This is a genomic window from Pilimelia terevasa (genome assembly GCF_014647915.1).
In the GTDB taxonomy this organism is placed as follows: domain Bacteria; phylum Actinomycetota; class Actinomycetes; order Mycobacteriales; family Micromonosporaceae; genus Pilimelia; species Pilimelia terevasa.
In genome coordinates, this window is record NZ_BMQC01000007.1 from 239,859 (window position 1) to 252,981 (window position 13,123).

Below are 13,123 nucleotides of genomic sequence, written 5' to 3' on the forward strand. Positions count from 1 at the left end.
GCCTAGGACGCGACGTCGATCTGGTCGGCGGGACTGAGCAGGCCGGACCCGCCGATGGCGAAGCCCAGCGCGAAGCGGGTGTTGACGTGCATCCGGTCCATCAGGGCCCGGAGCGTGTACTGCACCGTGCGGGTGCTGACGCCGAGCGCCCGGGCGATGGCCTGGTCGGTCCGGCCCTGCATCAGCAGGATCACCACCGCCTTCTCCCGGTCGGTCAGCGGGGCCGGCCCGGTGTCGTCCGGGACGCACTCCTGCGCCTTGTCGAACGCCCGCAGGTACGTGGCCACCAGCGCCTCGACCACCGCGGGCTGCTGGATCTCCACCGCGCCGACGGCCAGGTCGCCGGGGTCCAGGGGCAGGATCGCCACCCGCCGGTCGGCGATGATCAGTTTGGTGGGCAGGTCCAGGGCGACCCGGTGCAGGGAGCCGGCCTCCTCCAGGGCGCGGGAGTGGGCGTCGACGGCCGGGCTGCGGTTGCCGGGGTGGGCTAGGCCGACCATCCGGGTACCGCGGGCGAGCATCGCCAGGTCGTGCGGCGCGGCGGCGGCGATCGTCTCGTCGGTGAACACCGGCTCGGGGTTCATCGCCAGGTACTCGCGCGCCCGGGCGGACAGGTCCACGAGCCGGGACCGCGCGGCGGAGCGGCCGGGGAAGGTCCGCAGGCCGAGCTGTCCGGGCGGCAGGTCGGCGGGCAGGCCGGCGGCGAGCAGGACGGCGCCGTGGCCGGTGCGGGTCGCCGCGTCCTGCCGGGTCTTGGCGCGGGCGTACTCCGCCGTCCGGTGCCGGTCGCGCAGCCGGGGCAGGAACTCCCCGGTCGGCGCCGCCCGCCACGTCCGGCTGCGGCCGCCCGGGTTGGTGACCCCGCGCAGCGCCTGCACGGCGGCCAGCTCGTCGCACGCCCGCGCGGTCTGAGCCGCCGTGAGGCCCAGGCGCAGTCGCAGGCCCGATTCGGACTGCGCGCCGGCACCGGTGAGCGTGCGGTACACCAGGTCGGCGTCCGGGGACATCCCGTAGCGCGTGAGGACCGGGACGACCGGGCCGTCCGCCGGGTCGCCACCAGACACATCCACCGTCGTCGTCATGCTGGAAGCAGCCTACGAGATCCGCCCCGCCGCGGCATACGGGATCCGTCGCGGTCGTCGCGGCGGGCACCCCGTCCGGCCCGGCGGCGTCCTCGATCGACGTTCCTCAGTGCCTGTGCCTGTGCGCGTCCGGTGTGGATGCCGGTGCCGGTGCGGATGCCGGCGTGCGAGTGCGGGTGTCGGCGGCGCGGGGCGCGCTCTCGGCGCTCAGCCCGGTCCGCCCCAGCCCCGCCGCCCCGAGTGGCCGCGCATGACCGCGTCCTGGCTGCCCGTACCCCGCACCGCGCGCATCCCGGCCCCTTCCCGCGTGGGCCGACCCCTCGGCCCCGGTGGTCTGCCGCTTCCGCACGGACCGTTCTGCCACCCCCCGTGGCTGGCAGCGCGGTCCGTGCGGTTGCGTGACCACAGACTCGCGCACGCGGGCGCGGGGGTAAACGATCGTGCGCGACGGGCGGGCCGATTGCGCATTCTCGCAACGCGACCGTCCCGGATCACGCATCAATCAGCCTGAATCGGACGGGACGCGCGGGATCTGCGGGACGTGCGGTGGGGGACGCGCGGGATCTGCGGGACGTGCGGTGCGGGACGCGCGGAAGGTGCGCCGCGCGGGCGGGCGACGCCGCGCGGTCAGTCGGTGATGGTGGCGAGGGTGGCGCCGGCCGGCACCGTCTCGCCGACAGCGGCGGCCAGCCCCGCGACCGTACCGGCCTTGTGGGCGGTGATCGGCTGCTCCATCTTCATCGCCTCCAGCACCACGACCAGGTCGCCCGCGGCGACGGTGTCGCCGTCCGCCACGGCGATCTTGACGATCGTGCCCTGCATCGGCGAGGTGAGCGCGTCGCCGCCGGCCGCCGCGGCCTGCTTGCGGCCCCCGCCGGAGCGCCGCGGCGCGGGCCGCCCCGCCGGTGCGGCGGCGCCGCCGAGGCCCGCCGGCAGGCTGACCTCCAGCCGCCGCCCGTCGACCTCGACGACGACGGTCTCCCGGGCATCGGCCGGCCCGGCGGCGTCCGCGGCCGCGGTGAACGGCGGGACCCCGCCCGCCCACTCGGTCTCGATCCAGCGCGTGTGCACCCGGAACGGCGCGTCGGTGAACGCCGCGTCCCGGACCACCAGCCGGTGGAACGGCAGGACCGTCGCCATACCCTCGACGACCATCTCGTCCAGCGCCCGGCGGGACCGCTCCAGCGCCTCCTCGCGGGTCTCGCCCGTGACGACCACCTTCGCCAGCAGCGAGTCGAAGTTGCCGCCGATGACGCTGCCCGCCTCGATGCCCGTGTCCACCCGGACCCCCGGGCCGGCCGGCAGCCGCAGCGCCGTCACGGCCCCCGGCGCCGGCAGGAACCCGCGGCCGGCGTCCTCGCCGTTGATCCGGAACTCGATCGTGTGGCCGCGCGGCGCCGGGTCCTCGGTGTGCCGCAGGGGCGCGCCGTCGGCGATGCGGAACTGCTCCCGCACCAGGTCGACGCCCGCGGTCTCCTCGGTCACCGGGTGCTCCACCTGCAGGCGCGTGTTGACCTCCAGGAACGACACGGTGCCGTCGGCGCCGACCAGGTACTCGACCGTGCCGGCGCCGTGGTACCCGGCCTCGCGGCAGATCGCCTTCGCCGACTCGTGGATCGCCTTGCGCTGGGCTTCGGTCAGGAAGGGGGCGGGCGCCTCCTCGACGAGCTTCTGGTGCCGGCGCTGGAGCGAGCAGTCCCGGGTGCCGACGACGATCACGTTGCCGTGCCGGTCGGCCAGCACCTGCGCCTCGACGTGCCGCGGCCGGTCCAGGTACCGCTCGACGAAGCACTCGCCCCGGCCGAAGGCGGCGACGGCCTCGCGGGTGGCGCTGTCGAACAGCTCCGGGATCTCCTCCAGCGTCCGGGCGACCTTCAACCCGCGGCCGCCGCCGCCGAACGCCGCCTTGATGGCCACCGGCAGGCCGTGCTGCCGGGCGAAGGCCACGATCTCGTCGGCGTGCGCGACCGGCTCCGGCGTACCGGGGACCAGCGGCGCGCCGGCCCGCTGCGCGATGTGCCGGGCGGTCACCTTGTCGCCGAGGTCCCGGATCGCCTGGGGCGTCGGGCCGATCCAGGTCAGGCCGGCGTCGATGACCGCCTGCGCGAACTCGGCATTCTCGGCGAGGAAGCCGTAGCCGGGGTGCACCCCGTCGGCGCCCGCCCGCCCGGCGATGTCGATCAGCTTGTCGATCCGCAGGTAGGTGTCCGCGGCGCTCTCGCCGCCGAGGGCGAACGCCTCGTCGGCGAGCGTCACGTGCGGCGCGTCGCGGTCGCTGTCGGCGTACACCGCCACGCTGGCCAGGCCCGCGTCCCGGCAGGCGCGGACGACCCGGACGGCGATTTCACCGCGGTTGGCGATCAGGACCTTGCGCACGCCGGACTCCTCCCCAAGGGTTTCGGGCGGGAGTCTACGCGGCGGTCGATTCCCACAGGGACGTGATCGGGGTGCCCAGTTCGGCCAGCAGCACCCGCAGGAGCGGGAGGGACAGGCCGATCACGTTGCCGGGGTCCCCGTCGATGCCCTCGACGAACGGCGCGCTGCGCCCGTCCAGGGTGAAGGCGCCCGCCACGTGCAGGGGCTCGCCGGTGGCGACGTACGCGTCGATCTCGTCGTCGCCGACCCGCGCGAACCGCACGGTCGTCGCCGCGACCCGGGTGAGCTGGCGGCCGTCGGCCAGGTCGGTGAGGCTGTGCCCGGTGTGCAGGACGCCGGTGCCGCCGCGCATCTCCCGCCACCGCCGGCGGGCCTCGGCCGCGTCGGCGGGCTTGCCCAGGACGCGGCCGCCGAAGGCCAGGACCGAGTCGCAGCCCAGCACCAGCGCGTCGCGCCGCCCCCGGGACCGCAGCAGGGCGGCCACCGCCTCGCCCTTGAGCCGCGCCAGCGTCCCGGCGACGGTGGCCGCGTCGTCCGGCGGGACCACCGACTCGTCGACGCCGCTGACCACCACCTCCGGCGTGATGCCGGCGGCCCGCAGCAGGCCGAGGCGGGCGGGGCTGGCGGAGGCGAGGACGAGGCGCGGCGCGGTCACGCGAGCAACGTACCCGGCGGCGTCGCGGCGCCCCGCCGTCACCCGCGTGGGTACTCATTGGGCGCCCGCCGCGGGGTCCCTGTGCGGGCGTCCGCTCAGCGGGGGAGGGCGGCGCGGCGCCAGGCGCCCCGGCCCGGGCGGGGGGCGCCGGGACGGCCGGCGGCCGCCCAGGCGGACCGCGCGGGGGCCGGCGCCGCGGCCGGCCGGCCGCGGGTCATCAGCACGCCCACCAGCGCGGCCAGCTCCCGGTCGGTCGGTGCGCCGCGGACGATCCGCACGGATCGGTCGGGGGCGGGGCGGGGGGCGTCGGTCACCCCGCCAGCATAGGTTCCGCACCGGTGACAATGGGGCGTGGCGCCGCTCACATACGCCGGGTGACGGCGCCGCCCGCCCGCGCCGGCCGTGCTCCGGGCGGGTACGGTCGTCGGGATGTCCCCTGCGCAGTCTCAGGTTGTCGCCGACCGGTATCGCCTCGTCGAGCCGCTCGGTCAAGGCGGCATGGGCAGGGTGTGGATGGCCCGCGACGAGCTGCTCCACCGGGACGTCGCCATCAAGGAGCTGATCCCGCCCGCCGGCCTCACCGAGGACGAGCGGCAGGAGATGCGCGAGCGCACCTTGCGGGAAGCGCGCGCCATCGCGCGGTTCAACCACCCGAACGTGGTCCGCATCTTCGACATCCTGCGCACCAACGGCGACCCGTGGATCGTCATGGAGTACGTGGCCTCCCGGTCCCTCCAGGACGTTCTCGGCCAGGACGGCCCGCTGTCGGTGGACCGCACGGCCGAGATCGGCATCGGGATGCTCGCGGCGCTGCGCGCCGCCCACCGGGCGGGCGTCGTGCACCGCGACGTCAAGCCCGGCAACGTCCTGCTCGGCAACGACGGCCGGGTGGTCCTGACCGACTTCGGCCTGGCGACGGTCCCCGGCGACCCCGTGGTGACCCGGACCGGCCTGGTACTCGGCTCGCCCGCCTACATCGCCCCGGAGCGCGCCCACGACGGCACGGCGGGGCCGGAGGCGGACCTGTGGTCGCTGGGCGCCACCCTCTACGCCGCCGTCGAGGGCCAGTCGCCGTACTCGCGGCCCTCGGCCATCGCCACCCTCGCCGCGCTGGCCACCGAACCGCCCGGGCCGGCCCGCCGCGCGGGGCCGCTCAAGCCGGTCCTCAACGGCCTGCTGCGCAAGGACCCGGTCCAGCGGATCGACGCCGAGACGGCCGAGCGGATGCTGCGCCGGGTCGTCGGCCGGCGCCAGCGCAGCAGCCTGGGGATGCTGCCCGGCGTCCGGCGGACCGTCGCCGAGCGGCCGAGCACGACGGTCGGCCTGGCGGACCCGCCCGCACGGCTGCCGGTCGCGCGGCGGCCGATCCCCGCCGAGCCGGCCGGGACCGGCGACGGGTCCGCCACGGCGCTGCTGGGCGGGCCGCCGGTGGCCGCCCACGGCATGGCGGTCGACCGCGAGGCGGCCGCGGCCGAGACCGCCGGCACCACGGTCATCGGCGACCTCCCGGCTGAGCACCCGACCACGGTCGTGCCGCCCGCCCCGCGCAGCGGCGGCGTGACCTCCGGCGGCGTGCCGCCCACCCCGCTCGGCGGCGCCGCCCCGGACCCGGGCGGCCGCGGGCCGTCGCCGTGGGCGCGGCTGCGGCGGCGGCTGTCCGCCGGTGGCCAGGTCGTGCGCCTCGCGGGCCGCTCGGCGGCGGCCGGCGTCCGGCGCCGCCCGCGGGCGGCCGGCGTGGGGGCGGGCGTCCTCGTCGTGGTCGCCGTGGCGGGCGCGCTGCTGCTGCGGGACAGCGGGACACCCCCGCCGCCCCGGACGGCGCCCACCGCCGCCCCGACGGCGCAGGTGTCGCCGACGGCGGGCGCCCCGAGCGCGCCGCCGACCGCGACGGCCGCGCCGGCACCCAGCCCGAGCGCCGCAGCGCCGACCGTGCCGTCGGGCTGGACGACGTACCGCGGCCGCGGCTACAGCGTCGCCGTGCCCGGTGGCCTGCGCCGCCAGGCGGAGGGCCAGGTCACGCTGCTGCGGGAGACCGGCGGCGCGTACCGGTTCATCCGCATCCAGCAACTGGACTCCACGGTCACCGACCCGGTCGGCTACTGGCGCCGGGAGATCTCCCGGCGCCGCGGCGAGTACGGCGGGTACCGCGAGGTGGGCGTGCGGAAGGTCGACTTCCAGCGCGGCGCCGCCGACTGGGAGTTCACCTACGAGAACAACGGCGCCAACCACGTGATCCACCGGGTCTTCACCACCGAGAGCGGGCGCTCGTACACGCTGATGTGGCTCGCCGCGGACCGGCTGTGGTCCCAGCACCGCAGCGGCCTGGACATCATGGCCGCCTCGTTCCGCGCCGGCTGACCCGCACCGGCACCGGGGAAGCGCACCGCGGCGGGTGCCGCCGGAGCGGCTACGGCGTGAGCAGGTCCTCTAGGAGGGTGAGCTGGGGGGCCGCGTCCCGCAGGGCCGCGGCCACCATCGCCTCGTCCAGTACCGTCGCCGTCGCGTCGGCCCGCTCGCTGTCGGCGTCCACCACCGCCGCGACCTCCAGGGCCCGCAGCCGCCGGCACAGGTACCCCTCGCCCGGCCCCAGCACGTCGTAGGCCGCGGCCAGGAGCTGCGCGTGCTCCGGCTCCACCACGGCCTCGATGCTCGTCGTCGCGATCAGCAGCCGCGCCACGGCGTCCTGCTCGTCGGTGTCCAGCGTCGCGTACCGCGCCCGCACCTCGCCGATGTCCGGCGCCGCGGCCACGAACCGGGTCAGCGCGTCGTCGACGTGCCCCCGGACCTGCGCCGGCAGGGCGTGCAGGTCGTACAGGTGCCGGCTGACCAGCTCCAGCAGTTCGTCGTCGGCGCCGGCCAGCACGATCAGCCGCAGCAGCGCGTTGACGGCGGCGGCCGGCCCGGCGAGGCGGGGCGGCCGGACGGGCCCGGTGCTGGCCGCGGCGCCGAGCAGGTCGACCAGCGGCACCTCCAGGGACCGCACGTCGGGTACCGGGGTGCGGAGGGTGACCGTGCGGTCGTCGAAGCCGGGGTTCACGGGGCGGTAGGTGAGGGCCAGGGGGCGGGGCGGCGGCGGTACGGCGAGCCCGTCGGGGTGCACCGCCTCGAACCGCGCGACGAAGTCGTCCCGGCCGGCCGCCTCGTGGCCGGCGGCGACCGCCCACGCGTACGCCCAGGGGGCCGGCAGCGGCTGCCCGGCCGCCAGGTACCGGCCCAGGCCGGCCACCAGGCGGGGCGACAGCCGGCCGAGCATCATCGGCGGGTGCAGGTGCGGGTCGGCGAGCGCCGCCAGCCCGTCCACGGTGGCCTCGAAGGCGGCGGCCTGGGCGTCGAAGGTGGCCAGGTGGCCGTACTCGCGCCGCAGCCGGGCGACCTCCGCGCCGATGGCCTGGTAGTCGGCCAGCCCGTCGGGGTCGCCGGCCAGGTCGTGCAGGACGCGGCGCTCCAGGCCGGCCAGGTACAGCCAGAGGTGCGCGGGGGCGGTCGGCCCGCTGCGGTCGTCGGCGAGCCACTCGAGGTACGCGGCGCGGGCACCGGCGGTCAGGTCGGCGTACGCCGGGGCCGCGTCGCCGGCCGGGGTCTCCTGGTCCAGGCGCACCCGGCGGACCGGCAGCGCCGGGTCCACGAGCGCCGGCTCCGCCACCGGCCGGTACGCCGCGGCCAGCCCGCTGCCCAGGTACAGCAGGCCGCCGCGCAGCCGGTAGCCGCGGACGGTGACCGGCGCGGCGCCGGCGGGCAGCCAGGCGGCGTCGGCGCTGGTGGCGGGCTCCCTCGGTGGGTGGGCCGTCGTGGTGGTCACGGGGTGGGACGCCTTCCGTTTGGCGGGATTTTCCTCACGGACGGTGCGGGCAGCCGCGCGGAGCGGTGCCCCCGGGGAGATGGCGGGTGCCTACAGGGGAATGTTGCCGTGCTTCTTGGCGGGCAGCGTCTCGCGCTTGGTGGCCAGCGTACGCAGCGCCCGGACGATCTGCGCGCGGGTCTCCGACGGCCGGATCACCGCGTCCACATAGCCGCGCTCCGCGGCGACGTACGGGTTGGCCAGCGTGTCCTCGTAGGCGGCGATCTTCTCGGCGCGGACCGCCTCGGGGTCGTCGGCGGCGGCCAGTTCGGACCGGTACAGGATGTTGACGGCGCCCTGGGCGCCCATGACGGCGATCTGCGCGGTCGGCCAGGCGAAGTTGAGGTCGGCGCCGAGGTGCTTGGAGCCCATGACGTCGTACGCCCCGCCGTACGCCTTGCGGGTGATCAGGGTGACCTTCGGCACGGTCGCCTCGGCGTACGCGTAGATCAGCTTGGCGCCGCGGCGGATGATGCCGTCCCACTCCTGGCCGGTGCCGGGCAGGAAGCCCGGGACGTCCACGAAGGTCAGGACCGGGATGTTGAAGGCGTCGCAGGTGCGGACGAAGCGCGCGGCCTTCTCGCTGGCGGCGATGTCCAGGCAGCCGGCGAAGTGCTGCGGCTGGTTGGCCACCACCCCGACCGGGCGGCCCTCGACGCGGCCGAGGCCGACGACGATGTTCTGCGCGTACAGCGCCTGCACCTCGGTGAACTCGGCGTCGTCGAGAACCGCCTCGATCACCCGGTGGATGTCGTAGGGCTGGTTGGCCGAGTCGGGGATCAGCGTGTCCAGTGCCAGGTCGGCGTCGGTGGGGGCGAGGTCGGCGGGTGCGTCGTAGCGCGGCGGGTCGTCCATGTTGTTGCTGGGCAGGTACGACAGGAGGGTCTTGACGTACTCGATCGCGTCGTCCTCGTCGGCGGCCAGGTAGTGCGCGTTGCCGCTCTTGGTGTTGTGGGCGCGGCCGCCGCCCAGCTCCTCCATCCCGACGTCCTCGCCGGTCACCGTTTTGATCACGTCCGGGCCGGTGATGAACATGTGGCTCGTGCCGTCGACCATGACGGTGAAGTCGGTGACGGCGGGGGAGTAGACCGCCCCGCCCGCGCACGGTCCCATGATCAGCGAGATCTGCGGGATGACGCCCGAGGCGCGCACGTTGCGGAAGAAGATGTCGCCGTACAGGCCGAGGCTGACCACGCCCTCCTGGATCCGGGCGCCGCCGGAGTCGTTGATCCCCACCACCGGACAGCCGATCTTCATCGCCAGCTCCATGACCTTGACGATCTTCTCGCCGAAGACCTCGCCGAGGGAGCCGCCGAAGACGGTGAAGTCCTGTGCGAAGACGCACACCTGCCGGCCGTCGACGGTGCCGTAGCCGGTGACGACGCCGTCGCCGTACGGGCGGGTGCGCTCCAGGCCGAACGCCGTGGAGCGGTGCCGGGCCAGTTCGTCGAGTTCGACGAAGGAGCCCTCGTCGAGCAGCAGCGCGATCCGTTCGCGGGCGGTCTTCTTGCCGCGGGCGTGCTGCTTGTCGACGGCGCGGGCCGAGCCGGCGTGGACCGCCTCGTCGACCCGGCGGTCGAGGTCGGCCAGGCGCCCGGCCGTGGTGTGGATGTCGATGCCTTCGGTCTGTGCGGTCACGCGAGGATCGTAACGATCCCGCTGGCGGACCGGTCGTCGGCGTGTCGGGCGGGGCGCGTCGGGTGGGGGCCAAATCATAGGGGTGTGATGGGATTCATCCTGTTTGGCGGGGTGCTGTTCTTCGGAGGGCTCGCCGTACTCGTGGCGCTGCTCGCCTCCGACCCGGCCGCCGGCCCGGACCGGCGGGGCGCCCGGCGGGCCGCGCCCGCCCCACCGGGCTCCGCACCCGCGCCGCCGATATCGCCCGTGCCGCCGATATCGCCCGCGTCGTCCGGGCCGCTCGTGTCGCCCGCGTCGCCCGTGTCGTCCGCGTCGCCCGTGTCGTCCGAACCGCTGGTGTCGCTCGCGTCACCCGTGCCGCGATCCAGGGCGGCCGCGCCGGCCGGTCCCGTGGCCCGGCATCCGGTGCTGCGGGCGGCGGCGCCCGGGCCGTCGGTGTCGGCGGGTCCGCCGCCCGGGCGCCCGCCGGCGGCGCCGCCGCCCGGGCCGTAGGACGGGGGACCAGGCACTACAGTGGTCCGCGTGACCGATATGCCGTACTCCGATGTGGAACGTCCGCCGCTGCACGGGCCGTCGCTGCGCCGCGGCCTGCTGGTGCCGGACGGGCTGTGGACGCAGCTCGTGCTGCGCGCGGAGACCGGCTCCACCAACGCCGACGCCGCGGCCGCGGCCCGGGCCGGCAAGCCCGAGGGGCTGGTGGTCGTGGCCGAGCGGCAGACCGCCGGCCGCGGGCGGCTGGACCGGGTGTGGCGCTCGCCGGCCCGCGCCGGCCTCACGCTCAGCGTCCTGCTGCGGCCGGGCCTCGCCGCACCCGGGCGGGGCTGGGCGCCCGCCGCGCCCGCGACGTACGGCTGGCTGCCCCTGCTGGCCGGCGTCGCGGCGGTGGCCGCGATCCGCCGGACCACGCCGCTGGAGCCCGCCCTCAAGTGGCCCAACGACGTCCTCCTGCCCACCGCGTCCGGCCCGGCCAAGGTGGCCGGGATCCTCGCCGAGGTGGTACCGGGGCAGGACGGCCCCGCCGTCGTCGTCGGCATCGGCCTGAACGTCTCGCTGCGGGTCAACGAGCTGCCGGCCGGCCCGCCGGCCACCTCGCTGCGCCTCGCGGGCGCCGCCGACGCCGAGCGCGCCCCGGTGCTCCGGGCGCTCCTGCGCGCCTTCGCCGAGGGCTACGCCGCCTGGCGGGCGGCCGGCGGCGACCCCGGGCGCAGCGGCCTGCGCGAGGCGTACGTCGCGGACTGCGCGACGGTCGGCACGGCGGTCCGGGTGACGCTGCCCGACGGCGCGGCCGTCACCGGCACCGCGACGGGCGTCGACGTCGACGGCAGGCTGGTGGTGGCCACGGCGGACGGGCTGTACCCGGTGGCGGCCGGCGACGTCCGGCACGTCCGGCCGGCGGGCGTCGACTGAGGGGCGGCGGCGCCGTCAGTCGCCCGCGGCGAACGACTCGACCTGGTCGGTCCGCCCGATGACCAGCACCTGGTCGCCGGCCGCGGGCACGGTGTCGCCGGTCGCGTACCCGAACTCGCCGGTCGCCGCCGGCCGGATCGCCACCACCGTCACCCCGTGCCGGGTGCGGACCTGGGAGTCGCGCAGCGGCCGGCCGACGATGCGGGCCGGCGGCGTGGTCTTGGCCACGGCGAAGTCCCCGTCCACCTGGACGTAGTCCAGCAGGTTGCCGGAGATCAGGTGCGCGACCCGCTCGCCCATCTCGAACTCGGGCTTGACCACGTGGTGGGCCCCGACGCGGGACAGGATCGTGGCGTGCGCCGTCGTCACTGCCTTGGCCCAGATGTGCGGGACGCGCAGGTCGTACAGCAGCGCCGCGGTCAGGACGCTGGCCTCGATGTTGGTGCCGATCGCCACCACCGCCCGGCGGAACTCGCCGACGCCGAGCTGGCGCATCGCCTCGGGGTCGGTGGTGTCGGCGCAGACCACGTGCGGGAGCTGGCCGGCGAGCGCCTGCACCACCGCCCCGTCGTTGTCGACGGCCAGCACCTCGTGGCCGCGCGTCACCAGCTCGCGGGCCAGCGCCGTGCCGAACCGGCCCAGCCCCAGCACCACGACCGGCTCGTCGGAGTTGTCAGCCAACGATCGTCCTCTCCTCGGGCAGCGTGTAGCGGCGGCCGTGCTCGCGCAGGGCCAGCGCCGCGGCCACGGTCAGCGGGCCGGTCCGGCCCAGGAACATCAGCGCGACGAGGATGAGCTGCCCGGCCGGCGGCAGGGCGGCGGTGAGCCCGTTGGACAGGCCGACCGTCCCGAACGCCGAGATCGCCTCGAACAGGACCCGGTCGAGCGGGGCGGCGCTCAGGCCCAGCAGCGCGAAGGTCGCGGCCACGACGAGGCCGACCCCGAGCAGCGCCACGGTCAGCGCCTGCCGCTGGTTGGCGGCGGGGATGCGGCGGTACCCGACGCTGACGTGCGGCTCGTTGCGCATCTCGGCCCACATCACGTACGCGAGCAGCCCGAACGTGGTCACCTTGATCCCGCCGGAGGTACCGGCGCTGCCCCCGCCGATGAACATCAGCACGTCGGTGGCCAGGACGCTCTCCGGCCGCAGGGCGGTGACGTCGACGGTGTTGAACCCGGCCGACCGGGTCTGGACGGAGGCGAAGAACCCGGACATGACCTTGCCCCCGGCGCCGAACGGCCCGAACGTCGCCGGGTTGCCCCACTCCACCGCCGCGAACACGACGGTCCCGCCGGCCAGGAGTACCGCGCTGAAGGTCAGCGTGATCCGGGTGAGGACGGACCAGGACCGCGGTCGCCGCCACTGCCGGGCCAGCTCGAACACCACCGGGAAGCCGAGCCCGCCGACGATCACCGCCGCGCTGACGGTGAGGCAGATCCACGGGTCGACGGCGTAGCGCACGAGGCTGTCGGCGTGCGGGGACATGCCGGCGTTGTTGACGGCGGCCACCGCGTGGAAGACGCCGAGGTAGGCGGCGCGGCCGGCCGGCTCCCCGTACCCGAACGCGAGCCGGGCCGCCAGGACCAGCGCGACGGCCGCCTCGAAGCCCAGCAGGAACGCCGCGATCCGGCGGATCAGCCGGCCGATGTCGCGCAGCTCCAGCGCCTTGGTCTCGGCCTGCGCCAGGAACCGCGCCCGCAGCCCGAACCGCTGCGACAGCAGCACGGTGAACAGGGTCGCCAGCGTCATGATCCCCAGGCCGCCGACCTGGATCAGCCCGAGGATGACCAGCTCCCCGAACGTGGACCAGTGGGCGCCGGTGTCGACGACGACCAGCCCGGTGACGCAGACGGCGCTGGTGGCGGTGAACAGGGCGTCGAGCAGCGCGGTGGAGCGGCCCGCGGTCGCGGCCGCGGGCAGGCTGAGCAGGGCGGTGCCGACGGCGACGGCGGTGGCGAACGCCCCGGCGATCACCCGCGTCGGGTGCGCTCCCGCCGACGGCCGCGCCCACGGCCTGCGTCGCTGCCATCCCACCCCGCCCACGCTAGAGGGCGGCCCCCCGGCGCCGCCGGCCGGTCCGCCGATCCACCGCGCCGCGGCCCCGTTCCGCCGCCCCACACCGCGGC

Annotated in this window: 10 protein-coding genes; 2 read left to right on the plus strand and 8 right to left on the minus strand. The window is 76.4% G+C overall.

All coding sequences use genetic code 11. The features are described from left to right. Nucleotides 1-2: 2 nt before the first annotated feature. The 4 genes from IEY75_RS12310 to IEY75_RS12325 all read right to left on the minus strand — a co-directional run bounded on the left by IEY75_RS12310 (nt 3) and on the right by IEY75_RS12325 (nt 4,427). The gene (locus IEY75_RS12310; protein ID WP_189114413.1) at nt 3-1,082 is read right to left on the minus strand and encodes a helix-turn-helix domain-containing protein; all 1,080 of its coding nucleotides are present in this window, start codon (nt 1,080-1,082) and stop codon (nt 3-5) included. Nucleotides 1,083-1,709: 627 nt separating this feature from the next. Continuing rightward, the gene (locus tag IEY75_RS12315) at nt 1,710-3,458 is read right to left on the minus strand and encodes an acetyl/propionyl/methylcrotonyl-CoA carboxylase subunit alpha (RefSeq protein WP_189114414.1); all 1,749 of its coding nucleotides are present in this window, start codon (nt 3,456-3,458) and stop codon (nt 1,710-1,712) included. 34 nt (nt 3,459-3,492) lie between these two features. After that, entirely contained in the window at nt 3,493-4,113 is a 621-nt protein-coding gene (locus IEY75_RS12320; RefSeq protein ID WP_189114415.1) for a Maf family protein, read from the minus strand. A gap of 95 nt (nt 4,114-4,208) precedes the next feature. After that, nucleotides 4,209-4,427, minus strand: coding sequence for an acyl-CoA carboxylase epsilon subunit (locus IEY75_RS12325; protein ID WP_229789594.1), 219 nt, complete (start codon nt 4,425-4,427; stop codon nt 4,209-4,211). Between the two features lie 115 nt (nt 4,428-4,542). On the opposite strand from IEY75_RS12325, the gene IEY75_RS12330 reads away from it, so the two are divergent. Beyond that, nucleotides 4,543-6,471 carry a serine/threonine-protein kinase gene (locus IEY75_RS12330; RefSeq protein WP_189114416.1) on the plus strand — a complete coding sequence of 643 codons (1,929 nt, stop codon included), beginning with the start codon at nt 4,543-4,545 and terminating at the stop codon, nt 6,469-6,471. Between the two features lie 49 nt (nt 6,472-6,520). Here IEY75_RS12330 and IEY75_RS12335 read toward each other — a convergent pair whose 3' ends face one another. Beyond that, on the minus strand, nt 6,521-7,912 hold the full coding sequence (locus IEY75_RS12335; protein WP_189114417.1) for a TerB N-terminal domain-containing protein: 1,392 nt from the start codon (nt 7,910-7,912) through the stop codon (nt 6,521-6,523). 90 nt (nt 7,913-8,002) lie between these two features. Beyond that, complete coding sequence (locus IEY75_RS12340) at nt 8,003-9,589, minus strand: acyl-CoA carboxylase subunit beta (protein WP_189114418.1); 1,587 nt, start codon at nt 9,587-9,589, stop codon at nt 8,003-8,005. 522 nt (nt 9,590-10,111) lie between these two features. On the opposite strand from IEY75_RS12340, the gene IEY75_RS12345 reads away from it, so the two are divergent. Beyond that, on the plus strand, nt 10,112-10,996 hold the full coding sequence (locus IEY75_RS12345) for a biotin--[acetyl-CoA-carboxylase] ligase (protein ID WP_189114419.1): 885 nt from the start codon (nt 10,112-10,114) through the stop codon (nt 10,994-10,996). A 15-nt stretch (nt 10,997-11,011) separates the two neighbouring features. On the opposite strand, the gene IEY75_RS12350 is transcribed toward IEY75_RS12345, so the two are convergent. Beyond that, the gene (locus IEY75_RS12350) at nt 11,012-11,677 is read right to left on the minus strand and encodes a potassium channel family protein (protein ID WP_229789595.1); all 666 of its coding nucleotides are present in this window, start codon (nt 11,675-11,677) and stop codon (nt 11,012-11,014) included. Then, nucleotides 11,670-13,031, minus strand: a complete 1,362-nt coding sequence (locus IEY75_RS12355; protein ID WP_189114420.1) for a TrkH family potassium uptake protein — start codon at nt 13,029-13,031, stop codon at nt 11,670-11,672. The genes IEY75_RS12350 and IEY75_RS12355 overlap by 8 nt, the downstream gene beginning before the upstream one ends. Nucleotides 13,032-13,123: the final 92 nt, after the last annotated feature.

Bases quoted from the DNA above. Each gene is read 5' to 3' on its own strand.
- IEY75_RS12310 (WP_189114413.1), bottom strand. From the start codon at position 1,082: ATGACGACGACGGTGGATGTGTCTGGTGGCGACCCGGCGGACGGCCCG.
- IEY75_RS12330 (WP_189114416.1), top strand. From the start codon at position 4,543: ATGTCCCCTGCGCAGTCTCAGGTTGTCGCCGACCGGTATCGCCTCGTC.